Source organism: Streptomyces sp. Edi2, from assembly GCF_040253635.1.
Classification (GTDB): domain Bacteria; phylum Actinomycetota; class Actinomycetes; order Streptomycetales; family Streptomycetaceae; genus Streptomyces.
On record NZ_JBEJGX010000003.1, the window covers coordinates 1,883,024 to 1,906,572 of the forward strand.

Annotated in this window: 23 protein-coding genes; 6 read left to right on the forward strand and 17 right to left on the reverse strand. The window is 72.0% G+C overall.

All coding sequences use genetic code 11. The features are described from left to right. The first annotated feature begins 13 nt into the window (after positions 1-13). Both ABR737_RS11765 and ABR737_RS11770 read left to right on the forward strand, forming a co-directional pair. Entirely contained in the window at positions 14-1,207 is a 1,194-nt protein-coding gene (locus ABR737_RS11765; RefSeq protein WP_350250133.1) for a putative hexosyltransferase, read from the forward strand. Between the two features lie 297 nt (positions 1,208-1,504). Then, entirely contained in the window at positions 1,505-2,539 is a 1,035-nt protein-coding gene (locus ABR737_RS11770) for a phosphatase PAP2 family protein (RefSeq protein WP_350250134.1), read from the forward strand. Positions 2,540-2,645: 106 nt separating this feature from the next. Here ABR737_RS11770 and ABR737_RS11775 read toward each other — a convergent pair whose 3' ends face one another. Continuing rightward, positions 2,646-2,861, reverse strand: coding sequence for an I78 family peptidase inhibitor (locus ABR737_RS11775; protein WP_350250135.1), 216 nt, complete (start codon positions 2,859-2,861; stop codon positions 2,646-2,648). A 533-nt stretch (positions 2,862-3,394) separates the two neighbouring features. Between ABR737_RS11775 and ctaD the strand changes: the two genes are divergently transcribed. Then, on the forward strand, positions 3,395-5,077 hold the full coding sequence (gene ctaD / locus ABR737_RS11780) for an aa3-type cytochrome oxidase subunit I (RefSeq protein ID WP_350250136.1): 1,683 nt from the start codon (positions 3,395-3,397) through the stop codon (positions 5,075-5,077). On the opposite strand, the gene ABR737_RS11785 is transcribed toward ctaD, so the two are convergent. The 4 genes from ABR737_RS11785 to ABR737_RS11800 form a co-directional block, all read right to left on the reverse strand. Continuing rightward, the gene (locus ABR737_RS11785; protein WP_350250137.1) at positions 4,965-6,002 is read right to left on the reverse strand and encodes a helix-turn-helix transcriptional regulator; all 1,038 of its coding nucleotides are present in this window, start codon (positions 6,000-6,002) and stop codon (positions 4,965-4,967) included. The genes ctaD and ABR737_RS11785 overlap by 113 nt on opposite strands. Positions 6,003-6,074: 72 nt before the next feature. After that, complete coding sequence (locus ABR737_RS11790; RefSeq protein WP_350250138.1) at positions 6,075-7,052, reverse strand: hypothetical protein; 978 nt, start codon at positions 7,050-7,052, stop codon at positions 6,075-6,077. Then, complete coding sequence (locus tag ABR737_RS11795) at positions 7,049-8,308, reverse strand: glycosyltransferase family 4 protein (protein ID WP_350250139.1); 1,260 nt, start codon at positions 8,306-8,308, stop codon at positions 7,049-7,051. The genes ABR737_RS11790 and ABR737_RS11795 overlap by 4 nt, the downstream gene beginning before the upstream one ends. A 246-nt stretch (positions 8,309-8,554) precedes the next feature. After that, positions 8,555-9,160: a transglycosylase family protein gene (locus tag ABR737_RS11800; RefSeq protein WP_350250140.1), complete on the reverse strand. Its 606-nt coding sequence runs from the start codon at positions 9,158-9,160 to the stop codon at positions 8,555-8,557. A gap of 284 nt (positions 9,161-9,444) precedes the next feature. On the opposite strand from ABR737_RS11800, the gene ABR737_RS11805 reads away from it, so the two are divergent. Both ABR737_RS11805 and ABR737_RS11810 read left to right on the forward strand, forming a co-directional pair. After that, positions 9,445-10,242: a DUF8842 C-terminal domain-containing protein gene (locus ABR737_RS11805; RefSeq protein ID WP_350250141.1), complete on the forward strand. Its 798-nt coding sequence runs from the start codon at positions 9,445-9,447 to the stop codon at positions 10,240-10,242. Between the two features lie 118 nt (positions 10,243-10,360). Continuing rightward, the gene (locus ABR737_RS11810; RefSeq protein ID WP_350250143.1) at positions 10,361-10,705 is read left to right on the forward strand and encodes a hypothetical protein; all 345 of its coding nucleotides are present in this window, start codon (positions 10,361-10,363) and stop codon (positions 10,703-10,705) included. 28 nt (positions 10,706-10,733) lie between these two features. Here the strand turns inward: ABR737_RS11810 and der are convergent, their stop codons facing one another. The 5 genes from der to aroH form a co-directional block, all read right to left on the reverse strand. Then, on the reverse strand, positions 10,734-12,194 hold the full coding sequence (gene der, locus ABR737_RS11815; RefSeq protein WP_350250144.1) for a ribosome biogenesis GTPase Der: 1,461 nt from the start codon (positions 12,192-12,194) through the stop codon (positions 10,734-10,736). 68 nt (positions 12,195-12,262) lie between these two features. Continuing rightward, positions 12,263-12,919 (reverse strand): lysophospholipid acyltransferase family protein, encoded by a 657-nt coding sequence (locus tag ABR737_RS11820; RefSeq protein ID WP_350250145.1) that lies wholly within the window; start codon positions 12,917-12,919, stop codon positions 12,263-12,265. Next, on the reverse strand, positions 12,916-13,650 hold the full coding sequence (gene cmk / locus ABR737_RS11825; RefSeq protein ID WP_311625739.1) for a (d)CMP kinase: 735 nt from the start codon (positions 13,648-13,650) through the stop codon (positions 12,916-12,918). Before cmk ends, ABR737_RS11820 begins: the two co-directional genes overlap by 4 nt. 85 nt (positions 13,651-13,735) lie before the next feature. Then, positions 13,736-14,821: a prephenate dehydrogenase gene (locus ABR737_RS11830; protein WP_350250146.1), complete on the reverse strand. Its 1,086-nt coding sequence runs from the start codon at positions 14,819-14,821 to the stop codon at positions 13,736-13,738. Continuing rightward, on the reverse strand, positions 14,818-15,180 hold the full coding sequence (aroH, locus tag ABR737_RS11835) for a chorismate mutase (protein WP_350250147.1): 363 nt from the start codon (positions 15,178-15,180) through the stop codon (positions 14,818-14,820). The genes ABR737_RS11830 and aroH overlap by 4 nt, the downstream gene beginning before the upstream one ends. A 264-nt stretch (positions 15,181-15,444) precedes the next feature. On the opposite strand from aroH, the gene ABR737_RS11840 reads away from it, so the two are divergent. Next, complete coding sequence (locus tag ABR737_RS11840) at positions 15,445-16,140, forward strand: nucleotidyltransferase domain-containing protein (RefSeq protein ID WP_350250148.1); 696 nt, start codon at positions 15,445-15,447, stop codon at positions 16,138-16,140. A gap of 63 nt (positions 16,141-16,203) precedes the next feature. On the opposite strand, the gene ABR737_RS11845 is transcribed toward ABR737_RS11840, so the two are convergent. The 7 genes from ABR737_RS11845 to ABR737_RS11875 form a co-directional block, all read right to left on the reverse strand. After that, positions 16,204-17,052, reverse strand: a complete 849-nt coding sequence (locus ABR737_RS11845; RefSeq protein ID WP_502964307.1) for a nucleotidyltransferase domain-containing protein — start codon at positions 17,050-17,052, stop codon at positions 16,204-16,206. Then, positions 17,045-18,058, reverse strand: coding sequence for an ADP-ribosylglycohydrolase family protein (locus ABR737_RS11850; protein WP_350250149.1), 1,014 nt, complete (start codon positions 18,056-18,058; stop codon positions 17,045-17,047). The genes ABR737_RS11845 and ABR737_RS11850 overlap by 8 nt, the downstream gene beginning before the upstream one ends. A 99-nt stretch (positions 18,059-18,157) precedes the next feature. Continuing rightward, the gene (locus ABR737_RS11855; protein WP_350250150.1) at positions 18,158-19,372 is read right to left on the reverse strand and encodes a pseudouridine synthase; all 1,215 of its coding nucleotides are present in this window, start codon (positions 19,370-19,372) and stop codon (positions 18,158-18,160) included. After that, positions 19,372-20,088, reverse strand: a complete 717-nt coding sequence (gene scpB, locus ABR737_RS11860; RefSeq protein WP_350250151.1) for an SMC-Scp complex subunit ScpB — start codon at positions 20,086-20,088, stop codon at positions 19,372-19,374. The genes ABR737_RS11855 and scpB overlap by 1 nt, the downstream gene beginning before the upstream one ends. After that, positions 20,085-21,236 carry a segregation and condensation protein A gene (locus tag ABR737_RS11865; RefSeq protein ID WP_350250152.1) on the reverse strand — a complete coding sequence of 384 codons (1,152 nt, stop codon included), beginning with the start codon at positions 21,234-21,236 and terminating at the stop codon, positions 20,085-20,087. Before ABR737_RS11865 ends, scpB begins: the two co-directional genes overlap by 4 nt. Before the next feature lie 330 nt (positions 21,237-21,566). Continuing rightward, complete coding sequence (locus ABR737_RS11870) at positions 21,567-22,232, reverse strand: hypothetical protein (protein WP_350250153.1); 666 nt, start codon at positions 22,230-22,232, stop codon at positions 21,567-21,569. Continuing rightward, the gene (locus ABR737_RS11875; protein WP_350250154.1) at positions 22,217-23,233 is read right to left on the reverse strand and encodes a ParA family protein; all 1,017 of its coding nucleotides are present in this window, start codon (positions 23,231-23,233) and stop codon (positions 22,217-22,219) included. The genes ABR737_RS11870 and ABR737_RS11875 overlap by 16 nt, the downstream gene beginning before the upstream one ends. Positions 23,234-23,549 lie beyond the last annotated feature (316 nt).

The following is a 23,549-nucleotide window of genomic DNA, read 5'->3' on the forward strand; positions in this document are numbered from 1 at the left end:
GATAATCTCCCGGATGAACGATCTTGCCTCCGCGGCCGTTCCCGGCCGGCCCGTGTGCGACGTGCCCGCCGCACGGGCCACGCTGCGCCGGGCCGCGCCCGCGCTGGCTGCCTTCGCGGCGGTCCGGCTGCTGGGGCTCGTCGTCCTCGGGGTCTGGTCCACGGCCAACGGCAAGGACTGGCACACGCTGCTGGCCGGCCGCTGGGATGCGCTCTGGTACACCCGGGTCGCCGAGCAGGGCTACGGCTACACCGTGCAGCTGCAGAACGGCGCTGTGCACTCCGACCTGGCGTTCTTCCCGCTGCTGCCGGCTCTGGAGCGGGGGCTGTCCGCCCTTGTGCCGCTGTCGCCCGCCGACGCCGGGCTGGTGGTGTCCTGGCTGGCTTCGCCGGCCGCCGCCTGGGCGCTGTACGCGACCGGCGAGCGGCTGCACGGGCACCGGGCCGGGGTTGCCCTGGCGGCGCTGTGGGCCGCGGTGCCGGTCGGGATCGTGCAGTCGATGGCGTACTCGGAGTCGCTGTTCACCGCGCTCGCGGCCTGGGCCCTGTATGCCGTGCTGACCGGGCGCTGGGTGTGGGCGGGGGCGCTGGCCTCGCTGGCCGGGCTGACCCGGCCGGTGGGTGCGGCGGTGGTCGCGGCGGTGTGGGTCACCGCGGCGGTGACGCTGTGGCGGCAGCGCTCCGGCGGCGTACGGGGGCGCTCGGCGCTGCGCGCGCAGCCGGGCCTGCTGCCCGGTGTGCTGCTCGCCCCGCTCGGCTGGTGCGGCTACTTCCTGTGGGTGGCGGCGCGGCAGGGCTCGTTCACCGGCTATCTGGACGTCCAGGCGGGCTGGGGCAACGGCTTCGACGGGGGAATCGCCTTCGGTGCCTTCATCGGGGACCAGCTGTCGGGGCCCTCGTTCGCGGCCGGACTCGGGCTGCTCCTCGGCGTCGGGCTGGTGATCTGGCTGTATCTGCGCGGCGTACGGCAGGGCCAGCCGCTGCCGCTGGCGGTCTACGGCGGCACGGTGCTGCTGCTCGCACTGACCGCCAAGGGCTACTTCGGGTCCAAGCCGCGGCTGATGCTGCCGGCCTATCCGCTGCTGCTGCCCCTGGCGGCCGGGCTCGCGCGCCGGCACCCGGTCCGGTCCTGGCTGGTCGTCGGCCTGGTGGCGGCCGCCTCCGCGGCGTACGGGGCGTTCTGGCTGAACGGTTCGGGCCCGCCGTGACCCCTGGAAACCCTTCACCACAACCCTTCGTAACCGTACGAGCACTTTCTGCGACACCCCTCCGGGGGAACGTCGCGCGCCCTCCGGACGGCGGGCGGATAAACTCTGCCGGAGAAAAGCAGATAAGGCGCTCATGGTGACGACACGCGGGCCGCGGGAAGCGATTGAGAATCGCCGGGAATTCACCGCCAAATCCCAGCTCCGAAGCCTCGATTGAGACACATTCCACATCACATCGTCATTACAAAGCGCACAGTTTGACCAAGCACCTACATCACACGCGGTAACGTCGATTGAGTGCGTACCGATGACAAGCTCGACCAGATGGAGGAGCAGCGCCCGACCGATCGCGTCCGGCCGCCCAGCATGACCCGGACCCGCCTGTGGCTGTTCTGGGGAACGCTGGCGGTATACCTCGCGATCGTGGCCGGGGTGCTGGTCACCTCCTGGCTGGTCACGTTCGACTGGCAAGTCATGTTCTTCAGGCCCTACAAGCAGTGGCCGGAGATCCATGCCTTCCTCGACTACTTCGTTGTACTGGGGCAGCGCGGACCGACCGCGGTGGCGGTGGCGGCATGGCTGGGCTGGCGCTGCTGGCGCCAGCGCAACCTCCACCCGCTGCTGGTGCTCGGCGCCTCGCTGCTGCTGCTGAACCTCACCGTGGGCGCCGCCAAGCTCGGCATGGGGCGGCTCGGCCCGCACTACGCGACCGTGGTCGGCGCCAACGAGATGGGGCTCGGGGGCGACATATTCCCCTCGGGTCACACCGCGAACGCCGTGGTCACCTGGGGTGTGCTGGCCTACCTGGCGACCACCTCGCTGCGCCGCCGCACGCTGTCGGTGATCGCCGCGCTGGGCGCGCTGGGCGTCGGCATGACCACCGTCTACCTCGGCACCCACTGGGTCAGCGATGTGCTGCTCGGCTGGGCCGCGGGGCTGCTGGTGCTGCTGGCGATGCCCTGGCTGGAGCCCGGGATCACCTGGTTCGAGGACCGCCTCATGGGCATCCTGCTGCGGCTGTGGCTGCGGCTGCGCCCCGATTCGCTGCGCGGCCCGCTGCCGGTCGGCTCGCTGGCTCCCGGGGTGTCCCGGCAGCGCATCGCCTCCGATGGCGAGGTCCTCGTCCGCGAGACGATCTCCGCGGGTACGGGCGGCCGGTCCGCCGCCCACAACCCGGACGCCTGGCCGCACCACGCCTCACGCCCGTACACCATCCGTTCGGAGCGCGCCCCGGTCACCCCTGCGGGCAGCCGGCGGCCGCCGCACGCGGACCGTTCGCGCACCACGCCGCTCAGCCCGATCTCCGGGCGCGGCCGCAACGCGAACGGCTGAGCACAGCGCAGGCAGCGGGGCCGGTACGCACACCCCGCCCCGCAGCGAAGGCCCCGGCCGCTCCCCTCGGAGGGAGCGGCCGGGGCCTTCGTCGTACGTACGGCGCTCAGCCCTGCCAGGTGCGGTGCACCGTGCCGTCCTTGACCTCGAAATTGAGCCGGCCGGCCAGGTACTCCATGGTGATGATCGCGCCCGGCGGCAGCGAGCGGACCGTGCTCCAGCCGCGCCCTCTGGCCTGCTCTTCGGCGTCCTGCTGAGCAAGGCCGGCATACGCCTCGATGTCGTCCTGAGGGTTGTCCGGAAGGTTCGGTACGTCAGCCATGACAGCCACCGTAGGCGTCCGGGGCGGCCCGCGGAAGCCCGGCCCTCTCACGCCTCGGTGACCTCCCGGTCCGGCCTTGGTCACACTTGTGTCACAGCGAACACTGGTGCGTTTGCCGGAACTTCCGTCACCCGTACGCGCCGTGTGATGGCGCAACCGGGTGGAAAATTAAGCGGCCGGAATTCCGCCTTGATCAAATGCGAAACGGGATGGGTCACTCGGCACATCACGGCAAGCCGTCCGAAAATAATCCCCGGTAAGTTTCGGATTACCCGCACCCGCCGCTCTTTATCGGCCGCCGGGAAATTGTCCAAGGAGACACACTCCGCACACATTTCCCGCACATCGCCCCGCTTGCCGCCTCCGTGCCCGCCCCTGCCCCGTCGGCCGGACCGTCCGGCGCTGTCCGCCGTGCCGTCCACCGGACCGCCTGATCCCACCGGAACGGACCGGAGCGCCACCTCGCTCTGCGCCCGCCGCGCGAGCATCATGTGCCGGGCCCCAGTACACCGTCGACGAACGAGGTGCAGCGGATGGCTACGGACACCGGCCGGGCGGCCCCGCGGCCTCCCAGGGCGCGGCGCCGCGGGTCGGTGCTGGTCGACTGGCTGACGACCACCGACCACAAGAAGATCGGGCACCTCTATCTGATCACCGCGTTCGGATTCTTCCTGGTGGGCGGCCTGCTGGCGCTGGTGATGCGCGCCGAACTGGCCCGTCCGGGGCTGCAGATCATCAACGCGGAGCAGTACAACCAGGCGCTGACCATGCACGGCACGATCATGCTGCTGCTCTTCGCCACCCCCGCGTTCGCCGGTTTCGCCAACGAGATCATGCCGTTGCAGATCGGCTCGCCCGATGTGGCCTTCCCGCGGCTGAACATGTTCTCGTACTGGCTGTTCCTCTTCGGCGGCCTGATCGTGCTGGGCAGTTTCCTCACGCCGTTCGGCGGCCCGGCCTTCGGGTGGACGGCCTACGCCCCGCTGAACTCGATGGTCCGCTCCCCCGGCGTCGGCGCCGATATGTGGATCATGGGACTGGCGCTGGCCGGCTTCGGCACCATCCTCGGTGCCGTCAACTTCATCACCACGGTCATCGTGCTGCGGGCGCCCGGGATGACGATGTTCCGGATGCCGGTGTTCACCTGGAACATCCTCTTCACCTCGATCCTGGTGCTGATGGCGTTCCCCGTGCTGGCGGCGGCGCTGCTGGTGCTGGAGGCGGACCGGCAGTTCGGTTCGGTGGTGTTCGAGGCGCAGTGGGGCGGTGCGCTGCTGTGGCAGCACCTGTTCTGGTTCTTCGGCCATCCCGAGGTCTACATCATCGCGCTGCCGTTCTTCGGCATCATCACGGAGATCATCCCGGTCTTCTCCCGCAAGCCGATCTTCGGCTACGTCATGCTGGTCGGCGCGACGATGGCCATCACGGCCCTGTCGGTGATGGTCTGGGCACACCACATGTTCGCGACCGGGGCCGTGCTGCTGCCGTTCTTCTCCCTGATGTCGTTCCTGATCGCGGCCCCGACCGGGGTGAAGTTCTTCAACTGGATCGGCACCATGTGGCACGGCTCGGTGTCCTTCGAGACGCCGATGCTGTGGTCGGTCGGCTTCCTGGTGAGCTTTCTGTTCGGCGGCCTGACCGGCGTCATCCTCGCCTCCCCGCCGATGGACTTCCACGTCACCGACTCCTACTTCGTCGTCGGCCACTTCCACTACGTCGTCTTCGGAACGGTCGTCTTCGCCACGTACGCGGGCTTCTACTTCTGGTGGCCGAAATTCACCGGCAAGATGCTCGACGAGCGGCTGGGAAAGATCCACTTCTGGACATTGTTCATCGGCTTCCACACCACCTTCCTCGTCCAGCACTGGCTGGGCGTGGAAGGCATGCCGCGGCGCTATGCCGACTACCTGGCCGCCGACGGCTTCACGGCCCTGAACACCCTCTCCACCGTCGGCTCCTTCCTGCTCGGTCTGTCCACGCTGCCGTTCCTCTACAACGTCTGGAAGACCACCCGCCACGGCGTCCGGATCACCGCGGACGACCCCTGGGGCTTCGGCCGCTCCCTGGAGTGGGCGACCTCCTCGCCGCCGCCGCGGCACAACTTCACGACCCTTCCGAAGATCCGTTCCGAGTCCCCCGCGTTCGATCTGCACCATCCGGAGGTGGGGAAGCAGCCGACGGCGGCGCCGCCAGTGCCCCGGAGAGCCGGTCCCTGATCTCCCGTATGCGGTCGAGCAGTTCCGGCGGCTCGCGGACCTCGAAGTCGAACCCCGTCAGCACGATGTGGAGCACCATCAGCTCCAGGCTGTGTGCCCCCGTACGCAGCAGACAGGACCGCTCGTCGACGGCTTCCAGCGTCCCGGCGGCCGGGCCGATGCGCTCCGCGGCCCGCTCCAGCGGCGCGTGCAGCAGCACGACGGCCTGCCGTGCGTAGACCCGGGTGGAGATGCCCTGGGAGACATACGCGGCGAGATCCGGGGCCGGCGGTGGGCGGGGCGTGAAGCGCGGCCCGTGCGGCGGGGTGGGGGTGAGGCGGTCGACCCGGTAGGTACGCCAGTCCGCGCGGTCCACGTCCCAGGCGACGAGGTACCAGTGGCGCCGGGCGCAGACGAGGCGGTGCGGCTCCACGATGCGGCGGGAGACCGTGCCGTCGTGGGTGGTGTAGTCGAAGCGGAACCGCCGGCAGTCCCGGCAGGCGTGCGCGAGCTCGGTGAGGAGGTTCGGGTCCACCCGGGGGCCGCCACCGCCGGACAGCGGGACCGTGAAGGCGTTCAGCGCACCGACCTGGCGCTGCAGCCGGTGCGGCAGCACCTGCTCCAGCTTGGCCAGCGCGCGTACGGAGGACTCCTCGATGCCCTCGACGCCGCCGACCGCGGCGGTGCGCAGCCCGACCGCGACCGCCACCGCCTCCTCGTCGTCCAGCAGCAGCGGCGGGAGCTCGGCACCGGCGCCGAGCCGGTAGCCGCCTGCCGTCCCCCGCGCGGAGTGCACGGGGTAGCCCAGCTCGCGCAGCCGGTCGATGTCCCGGCGCACCGTGCGCGGGGTGACCTCGAGCCGGTCGGCGAGCTCCGCGCCGGACCACTCCCGGTGGGCCTGCAGCAGCGAGAGCAGGCGGAGCAGACGTGCCGAGGTCTCCAACATGGCCCGAGTCTCGCAGCCTTTGCGGACAGCCGCGGTCCTCGATGCGTCACCGGGACCGCGGGCGCCGCTCCGTCAGCTCCCGTCAGGTCCCGCGACCCGGACGGCCAGGTCGTTGTCGAGCGTGTAATACGGGCCGATCCGCAGCTGTTCCGCCGCGGCCGGCACCGGCAGCGCGGGGTAGCTGAAGACCTGCTTCTTGTCGGCGACATCGTCCAGGAGGCGGGCGATACGCACCGGCCGGGCGCCCTCGGCGGGGCGCAGCCACAGGTCCCAGGGCTCGCTGCCCTGCTGCCACCGGCCGGCCAGCTCCTCGTAGGGCAGCGTGAAGGTGAACCGGGAGCCCTCGACGGTCAGCGGAACGGTGACCGTGACCGGTACGGCGTCCGGTGAGTCCGGGGCGCGGCGCGACCGTGCCTCGGCGTGGGCGCCGGAGCCCGGCACGGTGCCGTAGAGCCGGCCGGAGACGGTCATGCCGTCGGGCGCGACAAGGATGTCACCGGCTTCGGCATGCGGGCCGCGGAGCCAGCTGCGCAGCGCGAGGTTGCCGAACTTGGTCGCGTACGGGATGCGCACACCGAGCCGGCCGATGCCCGCCAGCGGCCGGCGGTCCACCAGTGACCGCAGGTCGTTGAGGCCTGGCAGCAGGCGTCGCGGGTCCCGGCCGTCGCCGAGGTCGGCGTAGGCGTTCCAGCGGCCCTCGGCGAGGGAGACGGTGCTGGGCAGCACGGCGCGCAGGCGTCCGGCGCCGTTCGGGCCGAGCGGCAGCCGCACCTCGTCGTCCGCGCCGTCGCCGCCGCGCAGCCGCAGCACCAGCGCCGCGCTCCAGGCGGTGGGGGTGTCCGGGGGGACGTTCAGGTCGAAGGTGAGGCCGCCCGCGGAGTCGGCGATGCAGTCGGCCCGCAGTTCCGCCGGCTCCGCCTCCGTCCTCCGCTCCCCCGTCCGTTCGGGGCCCGGGGTGTGCGCACTCACCGGAACTCTGGGTTCCTGATCGATGGCAGAGGACTCCTTCATCTCGTCTCCGGTCACGGTCAGCTCGCTCGACGCCGTCATACCGTCCGCACCCCTCTCATCGCGGCGCGGGCCGCATCCTTGGTGGCGTATGCGCCGCCGAGCAGGGCTCCCCGGGCGCGGTGCAGGCTGCCGTGCAGCCGGTGGCCCCGCCTGCGGGCGAGCAGTTCACCGAAGAGCTCTTCATAGCGTCCGGCGACCGTGGCGGGGTCGAAGCGGGCCGACGAGACCAGCGCGGCCCCGCCCATCCGCTTGCGGGCGGCGTCGTCGTTGATCAGCGTGAGCAGCGAGCCGGCCAGCGCCTCGGGATTGCCGACCGGCACCAGCTTGCCGTCCACCCCGTCGTCGATGATCTCGCCGGGACCGTGCGGGCAGTTGGTGGCGACGACCGGCAGACCGCAGCGCATGGCCTCGACGATGGTCATCCCGAAGGACTCCAGACTGGAGGAGACCGCCGCGATCGAGCCCTTGGCCCACTCGGGCTCGAGGGGGTTGGCCGGGCCCATCAGGAAGACGTGGTTGTACAGGCCGAGTTCGTCGATCAGGGCGCGCAGCGCGGCCTTCTCGGCGCCGCCGCCGTATATCCGCAGCCGCCAGTCGGGGCGCTCGGCGGCGACGTGGGCGAAGGCGCGGATGAGGACGTCATAACGCTTGACGCGAGTGAGCCGGCCGGCCGCGACGACCCACTTGCCGCTGCCGTCGGCGGGCGCAAGAGCGGACGCCGGCACGCTGTTGGGCACCGACTCGACCCGCACACCGGGCAGCCGCAGCGTGCGGCGGTAGGCACGGGCATCGGCCTCGGTGACGGTGGTGACCGCGTCGAGGCGCGGATAGGCGCTGCGCAGCGCGAGTTTGAGCGCCCGGCTGTGGGTGTCCAGGGTCAGGTGCTCCTGGCCTATCCGGACCGGGCCGCGGCGCGCCTGCTTGGCGATGTGCACATTGAGGCCGGGCCGGGTGCCGACCACCACGTCCGTCTCCATCCGGCGCAGATGCTGGGCTATCCGGCCGTCGGTGAGCTCGCTGTACTGGCCGGACCGGTTCTCGGCGGCGGGAAATATCCTGGCGGGGCGGGCGTGCGCGGGGTCCGCGCCCTCGTAGGCGGGGCTGTTCTCCCTGAGGTCCACGAGGTGCCGCAGCGCGACCCGGGGGCCGAGGTCGAAGACCGGGTCGTCGCGGTGGCGCAGTACGGACACGATCTCGACGTCGTGCTGCTCGGCGAGCGTACGCGCGAGGTTGAACGTCGTCCGGATCGTCCCCCCGATGCCGTAGGCATTGTGAATCAGGAATGAGATGTGCATCCGTCCCCGTGTCCCTGGTCTTTCGTTCCGGTCTCGCCGTGGGACGCGTCGCGCCCCCCTCCCGACGGCGCGACGCGTCCCCCTGCTGAACGGTAGGACCGCGAAAACGGGTTCCTGGTTGGGCCTTTCGCCAAGTTGTTCCGCAAAAGTTAGGTCATCGGTAGCCGGGTCATGGAACCTCCCGGACCCGGATCCCCTCCGCTCCTGCCGCGGGACCCCCGCTGCCGAACTCCCGCCACCCTCCCGTCAGTCGTCGTAAGCCGGACGGGAGTGCTTCTTCGGCGCCTCCGGGAGCCGCAGCTCGGTGCCGGCCAGCAGCTTGCCGGGGTCCGGTCCGATGGTCGAGCGGTTGGCGCTGTACAGCGCCTTCCAGCCGCCCTTCACCCGGTACTTCTCGGCGATCTCGCCCAGCGTCTCCCCGCTCCGTACGACATGGGTCCGCGCGGGGGCGAGCAGCCCGTAACGCCGGGCGCACACCGGCCAGGCGCCCCACCCCTGGGCGGCCTGCACCCGCTTCGCGATCTTGATCTGCTCCTTGCGGGTGGCGAGGTCGGCCCGCTCCGCGAAGTCGAGGCCGCCGAAGGCCTCCCAGGTGGGCTGCCAGAACTGCAGCCCGCCGTAGAAGGTATTGCCGGTGTTGACGTGCCAGTCCCCGCTGCTCTCGCACTCCGCGAGGCAGCCCCATGGCCACTGGTCGTCTGCGCAGGCGTGCGTGGCCTTGCCGCCGGGGCCGCCGCCGGTCCCGTCGGCGGCGGCATCGCCGGGCAGGCACAGCACCAGGGCCGCGGCCGCCGCGGTGAGCAGCCCGACGGATCCCACGAAGCGCCGAGGCGCCGAAGAGTTGTCCGACATAGCCGGTGACGGTAAGCAGCCGTCGGCCGCTGACCAGCGCGCCACGCCCTCAGGACCCCGCTCCCACCCGGTCCGGTGTACGGAACACCGCCGACTGCACCAGGTTCTGCGCAAGAGTTGGCGTTATGTGACCACTTCTGGGACGGCTTTCCACGGTTTTCCGCTGTGCGGGGATTGGTTCGATTCCGTTCCCGCCCTCGCGTGACTCCTGCCGCAGGTCACCCGTTGTCCTTGTACGAGCCGGGAGACCACCCGGCAGACGCACAGAGATCGAGGAGCCACCCGTGCCGCGCATGCTCGACGTCAGCGACGACGTTCGCGCCGAGATCGGCGACGAAGAAGCCGACCGCCTGCTGGCCGGTGGCGACGCCCCCGGCAACTACGACTGCACCTCCTGCCGGACCCCCGGCGACAGCGAGCAGGAGCGCACCAGCACCGTCCTGTTCGTGGGCGAGGAGACCGCGGTCCTCGCGTTCGCCCATGCCACCTGCATCCCCTCGCAGGTCGTCCCGGTGTCGGAGGAGCAGCTCCAGGGAGCCGTGCGCTCCATCACCGGCGAGGACGCCGCCCCCGCGACTCCCGCACCGGCCGTCCCGCTCCCCACCACCCCACGCCAGGCGACCCTCGGGATCACCTGCGGTCTGGTGCTGGTCGAGGGCGACCTGCGCCCGGCCCTGGTGGTCGAGCCGGACGGCCCGATCGCCCGTCCCGGCTCGGTCGGCCCGGACGACGACTTCCTTCCGCTGCTCCTGGAACAGGGCTTCCACCCGGTGACGGACATGAACCAGCTCCCCGGCCCGAACCCCGGCTGGTCCGCGCTGCTGGCCATGGGCAAACTGCACGCCGTCCTGCAGCCGGGCAGCACCGGCCAGCAGGCCGCCTGGTGGCAGGCCCACCAGCCGCTGGCCGTCTCCGACGGCTGGCGCGCCGCGGCCAACAAGGCGCAGTCGGTGCTGATGTACGCGGCGCCCGCGGGCTCCATCGGCCACCAGCCCCGCGAGGACCTGATGCGCGAGGCGCTGGAGAAGGCCGCGGCCAAGGGCACCCTGGTCGCCGCGGAGATGCCGCTGGCCGGCACCTGACGGCCCCCGGCACCCGATCGCGGGGGCGCGACCGCCATTCCGGACGGTCACACCCTCGCGATCAGCCATTTCCGCACGAAAGCCGCATCCCGCGGCCGTCGGGGTCGTTGGCACAGACGTGCACGCATACGACCCCTCCTCCCGCGCCCCGTACACCCACCCGATCCCCGGCATGCGTCCGTCCTACGAACACCGGACGACGCACACCCCGGACCACGGTTCGGCCACGCCGATCTACGACGCGCTGTACGCCGAGTACCGCCGCGCCTTCCGGGCCCTGCCCGGGGACCGTACGGACGAGCCGGAGCTCCCGGAGTCACTGCGCGGTGCCGTGAACTGGAACCGTACTGCGGCGTCCGCGGGCCACTGGGAGGTCGTGAGCCGGCAGCCGTACCACCCGCGGGGCCATGTCCCGGCGGCACTGCCACCGGGACAGCGGGACGCCCGGCCGCACGGACACTGAGCGGTCCGCGCGGCCCGGGCCGCCGCTACTACTTCTTCCTGCTGCGCTTCTCGCGCACCCGCACGGAGATGTGGATCGGCGTGCCGTCGAAGCCGAACTCCTCGCGCAGCCGCCGCTCGACGAAGCGGCGGTAACCGGCCTCCAGGAAGCCGGAGGCGAAGAGGACGAAGCGCGGCGGCTTGGTACCCGCCTGGGTGCCGAAGAGGATGCGGGGCTGCTTGCCGCCGCGGATCGGGTGCGGGTGGGAGGCGACGATCTCACCGAGGAAGGCGTTCAGCCGCCCGGTGGGAATGCGGGTCTCCCAGCCGTCCAGCGCTGTCTCGATCGCCGGGACCAGCTTCTCCATGTGCCGGCCGGTGCGCGCGGAGACGTTCACCCGCATCGCCCAGGGGATCTGCACGAGGTCCCGCTCGATCTCCCGCTCCAGGTAGTAGCGGCGCTCCTCGTCGAGGGTGTCCCACTTGTTGTAGGCGATGACCAGGGCGCGTCCGGCCTCCACGGCCATCGTGAGGATGCGCTGGTCCTGGACGCTGATGGATTCGGACGCGTCGATCAGGACGACCGCGACCTCGGCCTTCTCGACGGCCGCCGCGGTACGCAGCGAGGCGTAGTAGTCGGCGCCTTCCTGGAGGTGCACCCGGCGGCGGATACCGGCGGTGTCCACGAACTTCCAGGTCTTGCCACCGAGTTCGATCATCTCGTCGACCGGGTCACGGGTGGTGCCGGCGATCTCGTTGACGACCACCCGCTCCTCGCCGGCGACCTTGTTCAGCAGCGACGACTTGCCGACGTTCGGGCGGCCGATGAGCGCGATCCGGCGGGGGCCGCCGAGCGCGGTGCCGAAGGTCTGCGCGGGCGCCTCGGGCAGGGCGTCCAGGGCGGCGTCGAGCATGTCGCCGGTGCCCCGGCCGTGGAGGGCGGAGACCGGGTGCGGCTCGCCGAGGCCGAGCGACCACAGCATGGCGGCGTCGGCCTCGCCCGACGGGCCGTCCACCTTGTTGGCGACCAGGACCACGGGCTTGCCGGCCCGGCGCAGCAGCTTGACGACGGCCTCGTCGGTGTCGGTCGCGCCGACCTTGGCGTCGACGACGAAGACCACCGCGTCGGCGGCCTCGATGGCGAACTCGGCCTGCAGCGCCACGGAGGCGTCGATGCCGAGGACGTCTTGCTCCCAGCCGCCGGTGTCGACGACCTTGAAGCGGCGGCCGTTCCAGTCGGCCTCGTAGGTGACGCGGTCGCGGGTGACGCCCGGCTTGTCCTCGACGACCGCTTCCCGGCGGCCGATGATGCGGTTCACCAGGGTCGACTTGCCGACATTGGGGCGGCCGATGACGGCGAGGACGGGCAGCGGGCCGTGGCCGGCCGCGGCGATGTCGCCCCCGACCTCCTCGAGGTCGAAGCCCTCCTCCGCGGCGAGCTCCATGAACTCCGCGTACTCGGCGTCGCCCAGCGCACCGTGCTCGTCGCCGGCGGGGATCTGGTCGTTCATGAAGTCCGTTCCTCGTTCATCATCGTGATCGGTGGGCCGCTCGTCCGCGGCCCACTACTCAAGTCTGTTCAGCGCCCGGTCAGGCGCCTGGCCTGTGCCAGGTGGGCGGTCAGCCGCTCCTGGATCCGTACGGTCGCCTCGTCGAGCGCCTTACGGGTGCGCCGGCCACTGTTGTCGCCCGCCTCGAAGGCGTCCCCGAAGACGACATCGACGCGGGAGCGCAGCGGCGGCACGGCCGGGGTCAGCCGGCTGTGCCGCTCCGTGCTGCCGAGCACCGCCACCGGCACCACGGGGGCGCCGGAGCGCACCGCGAAGTACGCCAGGCCCGCCCGCAGGGAGGCGAAGTCGCCCTCGCCGCGGGTGCCTTCCGGGAAGATCCCCAGCACTCCGCCCTGGGTCAGCACCCCGAGGGCGTCGGTGATCGCCTTGCGGTCGACGGTGTCGCGGTCCACCTTCAGCTGCCCGATGCCCCGCAGGAAGGGGTTCAGCGGGCCGACGAAGGCTTCCTTCTTGATCAGGAAGTGCACCGGCCGCGGCGCGGTGCCCATCAGCATCGGGCCGTCGATGCCGTGCGAGTGGTTGACGGCAAGGATCACCGGGCCGGCCGAGGGCACCCGCCAGGCGCCCAGCACCCGCGGCCGCCACAGCCCGTACATCAGGCCGATGCCGATCCGCCGGCCGACCGCGGCGCCCGCCTCGCTCGGGGCCCCGCCGCTTTCGGTCACCGGGCGACCCGCCCTGCCTTCTCGGCGCCGGCGCCCTCGATGAGGGTGACCACGCACTCGATGACCTGCTCCAGCGTCAGCTCGGTGGTGTCGACCTCGACGGCATCGTCCGCCTTGGCCAGCGGGGAGGTCTTGCGGCCGGAGTCGGCGGCGTCCCGCTTGATCAGCGCCTCGCGGGTGGCGGCCAGGTCGCCGGCCTCCTTGCCCTTGAGCTCGCCGCTGCGGCGGGCCGCCCGCGCCTCGGGGGAGGCGGTGAGGAAGACCTTGAGGTCGGCGTCGGGCAGGACGGTGATGCCGATGTCCCGGCCCTCGACGACGATGCCGTTCGGCGCCTCGGCGGCGATGCTGCGCTGCAGATCGGTGATCAGGGTCCGCACCTCGGGCACGGCGCTGACGGCGCTGACCGCGGCGGTGACCTCCTGGGTGCGGATCGGGCCCGCGGCGTCCAGGCCGTCGACCGTGATGGTCGGGGCGGCCGGGTCGGTGCCGGAGACGATCACGGGCTTGGCGGAGGCGTCGGCCACCGCGGTCGCGTCGTTGACGTCGATGCCGTTGGTCAGCATCCACCAGGTGATCGCGCGGTACTGGGCGCCGGTGTCGAGGTAGCCGAGGCCCAGCTTGGCGGCGACGGCCTTGGACGTGCTGGACTTGCCCGTGCCTGCGGGGCCGTCGATGGCGACAATCACTGCTGCCGGGGCGGTCCGAGCGGCGGTTTCCACGGTGACGAACACCTTTCTTGTACACGGGGCGGGGGTCCAAGGCCACAAGGGCCTCGGACAAGGTTACTGGCTCACCCGCACCGCCCCGTCCACGGTCTCACTGCCGGATGGACCAGCCCCGCTCCCGCAGCTCCGCGGTCAGCACCGGCACGGCCTGCGGCTCGACCATGAGCTGGATGAAGCCCGCCTGCTGGCCGGTGGCGTGCTCGATGCGGACGTCCTCGATGTTGACCCCCACCCGGCCGGCGTCGGCGAAGATCCGGGCCAGCTCGCCGGGCTGGTCACCGATGTGCACGGCGACGATCTCATAGATGGCCGGGGCGGCGCCGTGCTTGCCGGGCACCCGCTCCCGCCCGGCATTGCCGCGGCGGAGCACGTCCGCGATGCCGCCGGCGCCCCCGCCGCGCTTCGCGTCGTCGGCGGACTCCAGGGCGCGCAGGGACCGTACCGTCTCGTCCAGGTCGGCGGCGATCTCGCCCAGCACATCGGCGACCGGGCCCGGATTGGCGGAGAGGATGTCGATCCACATCGCCGGATCGGAGGCCGCGATCCGCGTCACATCGCGGATGCCCTGGCCGCAGAGCCGTACGGCGGTCTCGTCGGCACCCTTGAGCCGGGCGGCCACCAGGCTGGAGACCAGTTGCGGGGTGTGCGAGACCAGGGCGACGGCGCGGTCGTGCGCATCCGCGTCCATCACCACCGGGACGGCCCGGCACAGGGCGACCAGCTCCAGTGCGAGATTGAGCACCTTGGTGTCGCCGTCGCGGGTCGGGGTGAGCACCCAGGGCCGGCCCTCGAAGAGGTCGGCGGTGGCGGCCAGCGGGCCGGAGCGCTCCTTGCCGGCCATCGGGTGGGTGCCGAGGTAGCCGGACAGCTCGCAGCCCATCGCCTCCAGCTCGCGGCGCGGGCCGCCCTTGACGCTGGCGACGTCGAGGTAGGCGCGGGCCGCCCCACGCCGTATGGCACCGGCCAGCGCCGCCGCGACATGGGCCGGCGGCACGGCCACGATGGCCAGATCGACCGGGCCCGGGGGCGCCTCGGCGGTGCCGGCGCCGAGCGCGGCGGCCGTCAGGGCCTGGGCCTGGTCGTGGTCCTCCAGGAAGACCTGGACGCCGCGGGCGCTCAGCGCCAGCGCGGCGGAGGTGCCGATCAGGCCCGTTCCGATGACGAGTGCGCTCCTCACTGCGCAATGTCCTTTCGCAGCGCCCCGGCCGCGCCGAGGTAGACATGGGCGATCCCGGCCTTGGACAGATCGGTCTCCACATGGGCGAGCACCCGCACCACGCGCTCCATGGCGCCGGTGATGTCCAGCTCCTGGGCGCAGATCAGCGGGACGTCCGTGATGCCCAGGGCGCGCGCGGCGGCTGCCGGGAAGTCGCTGTGCAGATCGGGGGTGGCGGTGAACCAGACGCTGATCAGGTCGTCCGCGCCGAGGCCGTTGCGTTCGAGGACGGCGGTGAGCAGTTCGCCGACCTGCTGCTGCATATGCTCCGCGTCGTCCCGCTCCAGCTGGACGGCCCCGCGGACCGCTCGTACCGCCACGTCGCTGCTCCCCTTGCGTTCTGTGCCGCGTCACGCACCTGTGCGCGCACTGATCAGCGTAACCAGCCGCACCGACAATCCGTACGCGGCGGCCGCCCTGCGGCCCTTATGCGACGGCGGCGGCGCGGCGGCCGAAGGCGCACGGGCCGCGGTCCCTGCGCGTCGCGACCGGCCGCCCACCGACAGTGAACAGGCCGCCGGAGTTCAACATTCCGCTTTCAAAACCTGGTGACATTCACCATCCCACCAGCGACAATCGCCGCCATGTCCGAAGCCGCCGAAGGTCACACCCTGGTCGCCGAGCACACCGTCTACGCCTGTGTGATGGGCTCGCGCGCCTTCGGTCTGGCCACGGAGACCAGTGACACCGACCGGCGCGGGGTGTATCTCGCGCCCACCCCGCTCTTCTGGGGCTTCGAGAAGCCGCCGACCCATGTGGAGGGGCCGCGCGAGGAGGAGTTCTCCTGGGAGCTGGAGCGGTTCTGCCATCTGGCCCTGCGCGCCAACCCCACCATCCTGGAGTGTCTGCACTCCCCCCTGGTCGAGCGGGTCGACGCCACCGGCCGGGAACTGCTCGCGCTGCGCGACGCCTTCCTGTCCCGGCAGGCCCACCGCACGTTCACGGGCTACGCCGGCGGTCAGCTCAAGCAGCTGCGGGCCGATGTACGCCAGCACGGCGCGCCCCGCTGGAAGCACGCCATGCATCTGCTGCGGCTGCTGGCCTCGTCCCGCGATCTGCTCCGTACCGGCCGGCTCACGCTGGACGTCGGCCAGGACCGGGAGGAGCTGCTGGCGGTCCGGCGCGGTGAGGTGGCCTGGGAGACCGTGGAGCGCCGGATGGCGCGGCTGGCCGAGGAGGCGGAGGCCGCGGTGTCCGGCTCGCCGTTGCCGGCCGAGCCGGACCGGGGCCGGGTGGCCGACTTCCTGTTCCGGGCCCGGCGGGCATCGGCACTCGGCTGAGGCCCGGCCGTCCCGGTCCCGGACGATGCGTCCTGGCCGGACGATTGGTTCCGGCCCGGACGGTCAGCCCCGGCCCGGACGGTCGGTCCTGGCCCGGACGACGAGGTCGTGCAGCGCCTCGCGGGCACCGGGGGCGTCCGGCAGGGCCGTCGCTTCCTGGGCGGCGTCGAGCCGGGCGTGCAGCGCGTCGACGTCCTCGCGCAGCCGCTCCGGGGCGACCACCTCGCCTGCCGTGCCGTGTTCGGCCTCCTCCTTGGCCGCTATCAGCTCCGGTATGTAGGCGGGCGCGGCCAACTCACCCACCAGCGTGGGCAGATGGGGCTGCACCCGGCCGCTGTCCATGAGGTGGATGCCGGTGAGCAGCACCCGCAGCGTGTACAGCAGCGGCTTCAGCTCACCGGTCTTCTCGAACAGCCGCCACTGGGTCCCGGCGAAGCCCCGGTAGTGGTGGGCGTGGTGGGAGGTGAGCAGGTCCGGCACCAGCGCGAGCAGTTCGTCGTGCACGGGAGTGGTGTGCACGACCAGGGGCGAGACCAGCTGCTCCAGCACGTAGCCGTTGCGCCGCAGCAGGAGCCGGGCGAACTTGCGCAGGTCGTGCGAGACCAGGTCCAGTTCGGTGCGGTCCTGCTCCCACATCCGGGTCCGCGACTCCTCGGGCTCGTGCAGGCCGAGGAGGGCGGCGGCCGGCAGGAGGTGGGCGCCGCGCAGGTCGACATCGGAGTCCCGGGACGGGAAGCCGTACAGGTGTGCGCCGGAGACCGTCGCGAAGACCAGCGGATCGTCCTGCCCGGCCACCACGGCGTCCAGGTCGACGGCGGGCAGCCCGGCCGCGCGGAGGACGGCCGCCCGCTCGGCGGCCGCACCGGGAGCGGTTCCGGGGCCCGCTCCGGCCGCCATAGAGTTCTCAGGCATCCCAGGCCTCCCCCAGTGCCAGCAGCTCCGAGCGGTACTCGATACGGGCAGCCCACTCCCCGGGCCAGGCGCCGGCACCCAGGTAGGCACCCGCGAAGGCGCCGGTGAGGCAGGCGATCGAGTCGGAGTCACCGGAGGTGCAGGCGGCCCGGCGCAGCGCGGTGAGCGGTTCGCCGGGGAAGAGCAGGAAGCACAGCAGGCCGGTGGCCAGCGCCTCTTCGGCGATCCAGCCGGCGCCGGTGGCCAGGCAGGGGTCGGCCTCCGGGTCCGGGGCACCGAGCGCCGCGTCCAGCCGGTCCAGGACACCGAGGCACTCGTCCCAGCCACGCGCGATGAAGGCCGCCGCGGAGCGGTCCTGGCTCCGCCGCCACAGGTCGCCGAGCCAGTCCTCCCGGTAGACGGTGCGGCGGCCCTGGGCGTACACCCGGAGCCGGCCGGGCAGCTCGGCGGGCGGCGTGCCGTCGGCGAGGGCGCGTACGGCGTAGGCGGTCAGATCGCCGGCGGCCAGCGCGGTCGGGTGCCCGTGGGTCAGCGCGGCCTGCAACTGCGCGGCGCCGGAGCGCTGCTGGGGGCTCAGCCCCGGTGCCAGCCCGATCGGCGCGACCCGCATATTGGCGCCGCAGCCCTTCGACCCCATCTGAGCGGCCCGGGCCCAGGGCAGGTCCCGGTCACTGAGGAGTTCACAGGCCCGCAGACACGTCCCGCCCGGTGCCCGGTTGTTGTCGGGCGAGCGCCACCAGGCGACGTACTCCTCGCGCACGGGACCCAGGAGGCCGGCCGGGGTGAGCTCGCCGCGCCCCATGGCGGTGCGCAGCCCGCGGCCCAGCGCCAGCGTCATCTGGGTGTCGTCGGTGACGAAGGCGGGTTCGGGCAGCGCCATCTGCTGCCACGGGCCGCACTTGGCCAGGATCGACGGCACATCGTTGAACTCGGTGGGAAAGCCGAGCGCGTCACCGAGAGCGAGCCCGATCAGCGAGCCGGTAGCGGCGGACCCCGTGGACACCATCAAAAAACCACCCCTTAATGTCATGGTGACATTAAGGGGTGGTGCGACGCCGCCGCAAGGGCTTTGTCTTCCCAGGGGGCCTCCCCCTGGTGACGACGACTAGAGCTCGACCTCGCGCATCAGCATGCCGACCTCGGTGTTGGTCATCCGGCGCAGCCAGCCCGACTTCTGGTCGCCCAGGGCGATCGGGCCGAAGCTCGTACGGACGAGCTTGTCGACCGGGAAGCCGGCCTCCGACAGCATGCGGCGCACGATGTGCTTACGGCCCTCGTGGAGCGTGACCTCGACGAGGTAGTTCTTGCCGGTGTTCTCGACGACCCGGAAGTGGTCGGCGCGGGCGTAGCCGTCCTCCAGCTGGATGCCGTCCTTGAGCTGCTTGCCCAGGTCGCGCGGGAGGGGGCCCTGGATCGCGGCCAGGTAGGTCTTTTTGACGCCGTAGCGCGGGTGCGTCAGACGGTGGGCCAGCTCGCCGTGGTTGGTGAGCAGGATGATGCCCTCGGTCTCGGTGTCCAGCCGGCCGACGTGGAACAGCCGCGTCTCACGGTTGGTGACGTAGTCGCCCAGGCACTGGCGGCCGTCCGGGTCCTCCATGGTGGAGACCACACCGGCCGGCTTGTTCAGCGCGAAGAAGAGGTAGGACTGGGTGGCGACCGTCAGGCCGTCGACCTTGATCTCGTCCTTCTCCGGGTCGACCCGGACGCCCTGCTCCATGACGATCTGGCCGTTGACCTCGACGCGCGCCTGGTCGATCAGTTCCTCGCAGGCCCGCCGCGAGCCCATACCGGCCCTGGCAAGCACCTTCTGCAGGCGCTCGCCCTCCTGGTCGCCGAACGTCTTGGGCGTCTTGACCTGCGGCTTGTTGTGGCGGGCGCGGTTGCGCTCCTCCACCTGGGCGTCGTACTCACGGGGCCGTGCGGGCGCCTGGCCGCGGCCGCGCTGCGGGCCGCCCTTGGCACCGGGGCCAGATCCCTTGGACGCGGCGCCGGCACGCGGGCCGCCCTTGGCCCCGCCACGGGCCGCCGCGCCACGGCTGCCGCCGCTCTTGGGGGCACCGCTCTTGGGGGCACCGCTCTTGGGACCACCGCTCTTGGCGCCGGCGCTCTTGGCGCCGCCGCTCTTGGCACCGCCGCGCCCGTCCTTGCCGCCCTGGTCACCGGGGCCGCCCACGTCGTAGCGGCGCTCCTCGGGACGGGGACGGCCGGCGCGCTGCTGCTTCTCGTCCCGCTTTCCCCCAGCCTTCGGCCGGGAGGGGCCCTCACTCGCACCGCGGTAGTTGCCCCGCCCGCTGTCGTTGTTCCTGCCGCTGCTTCGCATCAATGATCCGTCTGAGAGTCGCCGCTGTCGTCTACGTCGAACGACGGGATACCTTCCGGGGAGTCACCCTCCACCGCCTCCGCCTCCGGGAGGAACGGTGCGAGCTCAGGGAGCTCGTCCAGGCCGCGCAGGCCCATCCGCTCCAGAAAGTAATTCGTCGTCCTGTACAGGATCGCACCTGTTTCAGGTTCCGTCCCCGCCTCCTCCACCAGGCCGCGCTGGAGGAGTGTGCGCATCACACCGTCACAGTTCACGCCGCGTACGGCCGAGACCCGGGAACGGCTGACCGGCTGACGGTACGCGACCACGGCCAGAGTCTCCAAAGCCGCCTGGGTGAGCCGGGCCTGCTGCCCGTCCAGGACGAAGCTCTCCACCGCGTCCGCGTACTCGGCACGGGAGTAGAACCGCCAGCCCCCGGCCACCAGGCGCAGGTCGAAACCGCGCCCCTGGCGTGCGTAGTCCTCGGACAGCTCGCGCAGCGCCAGCGCGACCGCCCGGCGGGGCCGCTGCAACACCCTGGCCAGGTGTTCCTCGGTCGCGGGCTCGTCGACGACCATGAGGACCGCCTCCAGCGCGGGCTTCAGCGCCAGCTCGGCCACTCCCAGCGCCCCGGCCGGTGCCTCGGGCCGCTCCCCCGCGCTCTCCCCCGCGATCTCGCCCTGGCCGGACGCCGCCTCCGTGATGTCGTACGCCCCGTTCCCGGCCACGCCGCTCATTCCCGCTCCTCCGCTGGGTGCTCTCCCTGCCCCGCTGTGTCCTCTTCCGGCTCCGCCTCGGCGGCACTCTGCCCCGGTTCCCGGTCGAACTCGTCCGTGACCGCTGGCTCGGCCCCCTCCGCGCCCGTCCACCGGACCGTGAGCGCCCCCAGGGCCTCCTCCTGCTCCAGGACCACCACCCGCTCCCGGTAGAGCTCCAGCAGGGCCAGGAAGCGCGCCACGACGGTAAGGGTGTCCGGGGCGTCCGCGCACAGATCCTGGAAGCCGGCCTCGCCCGCCTCGCGCAGCCGCGCCATCAGCACCTCGGCCTGCTCCCGCACGCTCACCAGCGGCGCATGGATGTGGTCGACATAGACCTGGGGCCGGGCCTTGGGCTGCATCGCCTTCACCGCGAGCTTGGCGAACCCCTCCGCCCCGGTGCTGATGACCACCTCGGGCAGCAGCTCGGCGAGGCACGGCTCCAGCCCGACCGTACGGGGATAGCGCCGGGCCTCGTCGGCCAGCCTGCCGCTGAAGATGTCCGCGATGCGCTTGTAGGCGCGGTACTGCAGCAGCCGGGCGAAAAGCAGATCACGGGCCTCCAGGAGCGCGAGATCGGCCTCGTCCTCCACTTCGGCGGCGGGCAGCAGCCGGGCCGCCTTCAGATCCAGCAGCGTCGCCGCGACGACCAGGAACTCCGTGGTCTGGTCCAGGTCCCAGTCCGGCCCCATGGCCCGGATGTGCGCCATGAATTCGTCGGTCACCTTGGACAGCGCGACCTCGGTGACGTCCAGCTTGTGCTTGGAGATCAACTGCAGAAGGAGATCGAAGGGGCCCTCGAAGTTCTCCAGCCGGAGGGTGAACGTACCGTCGCGGGCCCCGGGGGAAGTCCCGCCGGGAGAGGCATCAGGGGCCCCCTCGGGGACGTCTCCAGGGGTGCCCTCGGGGGCGTCCCCGGCGGGGGCGTCCGCGCCGGGGACATCCGCGGGAGCAGCTACCGGTGGCCCGTCGGCAGCCTCCGGCGCCTCGGCCGACCCGGCAGCCCCGGGGCCGTCGTCCGGCCCCTCCGACCCCGCCGGCACATCCAGCACCTCCGGCCCCGCGGCGGCCCCGCGTCCGAGAGGTCTACGGGCGCGGGGCGCGGGGGCGTCATCGTTGGTCGTCGGCATCGCGGTCGGTCCATGGTGCTGTGGTCCCGTGCCGGGGGCGACGGGCTGGTCACGGGCGGGACAACCCGCCGAGGAGGCAGGCTATCCCGCGGCACCCGCGCGAGCGCCGACCCCGGCGCGGCCGGCCCCGCGCGGCGTGACGTTTCAGCACCCTCTCGGCACCACGGCAGCCGCCGGGAATGCACCGTCACAGGAAGGCACCGCCCCAGGGAGCACCGTCACAGGAAAGGCTCCGCCGCAGGAAAACTCCGCCACCACGGCGAGCGGCCACGACGCGGGCACCCGGTGGTGCCGGACCGGCCGCGCCCCGGGCATGCGCCGGGCCGGGCGTCAGCGCCCCCGCAGCCGCCGCACCAGAATGCTGGCGTCACCGCGCGACTCCAGGTCGGCGAGGACGACGGCGACCGCCTCGCGGACGATCCGGCCGCGGTCGACGGCGAGCCCGTGCTCACCGCGCAGTACCAGCCGGGCGTGTTCGAGGTCCATGAGCTCCTCGGCGGAGACATAGACGGTGATCTTCTCGTCGTGCCGCTCCCGGCCGCTCGGGCGGCGGTTGGCGCCGCGGGAGCCGCCGCGCCGGCGGCCCTGGCCACCGGCCTGTGCCGCCGCGGCGGCCGCGTCGGAGCCCGCCTGGCCGCCCTGGCCCGCCTGGGCCCGGTGGCCCTTGGCGGCATCGCCGTCGCTCTCCCGGCCGCCGTGCTCGGCCGGGGGGCCGACGGCGGGCACCCTCGGGGGTGTGGCCGGTCCGCCGTCACCGGCCGTCGCCGCCGGAGCGTCCCAGCCGCCGGCCCCGGACCGTCGCTGCCGTACCGCGGTGGCCGCCTCCGGCCCTTCCTCCGCCGTATCGGGCTCACCGGCCGGTGCCGGTACCCGGGGCGCCTCGGCGCCGGCCGTGGAGCCGTTCGCCGAGCGGCGGGGGCTGGAGGGCTGGAGCCCCCCTCCCCCGGTGGTGCGGAACAGTTCGTCGGCTCCCGGCAGACTCACTCGGCGTGACACCGGGCGAGCACCTCCCTGGCGAGCTGACGATAGGCGGCGGCGCCGACGGAGTTGGAGGCGTACGTGGTGATCGGCTCGCCCGCGACGGTGGTCTCGGGGAAGCGGACCGTACGGCCGATGACGGTGTGGTAAACGTGATCGTCGAAGGCCTCGACGACGCGCGCCAGCACCTCACGGCTGTGCACCGTGCGGGAGTCGTACATCGTCGCCAGGATGCCGTCCAGCTCCAGCTCGGGGTTGAGCCGTTCCTGGACCTTCTCGATCGTCTCGGTGAGCAGCGCGACACCGCGCAGCGCGAAGAACTCGCACTCCAGCGGCACGATGACCTTGTGAGCCGCCGTCAGGGCGTTGACGGTGAGCAGACCGAGAGAGGGCTGGCAGTCGATGACGATGTAGTCGTAGTCGGCCAGCAGCGGCTTCAGGGCACGCTGCAGGGTCGACTCGCGCGCGACCTCGCTGACCAACTGCACCTCTGCCGCTGACAAATCGATATTGCTGGGCAGCAGGTCCATGTTGGGGACCGCGGTCTTCAGGAGCACTTCGTCGGCCGCCATACCCCGCTCCATGAGCAGGTTGTAGACCGTCAGGTCGAGCTCCATCGGGTTGACGCCGAGTCCGACCGACAGGGCACCCTGGGGGTCGAAGTCGACGAGCAGCACCCGTCGTCCGTATTCGGCAAGTGCGGCGCCCAGGTTGATGGTCGAGGTGGTCTTGCCGACCCCGCCCTTCTGGTTGCACATGGCAATGATTTTGGCGGGACCGTGCTCGGACAGCGGTCCCGGGATGGGGAAATAGGGGAGCGGGCGTCCGGTCGGGCCGACGCGTTCGCGGCGCTGGCGCGCGGCGTCCGGCGCGAGCGTCGCGGCGTACTCGGGGTCCGGCTCGTACTCCGCGTCCGGATCGTAGAAGTGCCCCTGGGGCAGGTCGTCGTAGTCGGCGAGACGGGCGGGTTCTCCACTGCCCCGGTCGCCGGCCATGGCGTTCACGTGATGGCCGTCCATGCTCTGGTGGGCTGTCGTGGAAATGCTCTGGTGGTCTGCGAAGGTGTGGACCGCGACGGAGCCGACAGCCTCGCGCCCCGAGGGACCCTGGTCCCCTGCAACCGCTCCTGGTTGACCACCTCCGGGAGAAAATGTCGACTCATTCACAAGTCGTCTTACCTCCTTGGATGTGACCAGGAAACTTTATCGATAGGTCAGCGTGGCACCATGCCGACGGTTGGCGACTCTATGGCGTGTCGGGCGTCCGCAGCAACACAATCCACCGGACCCGGCACGATGTGTCGGTAACCGGACCCCCGATGTCAAGGGCGCAAGT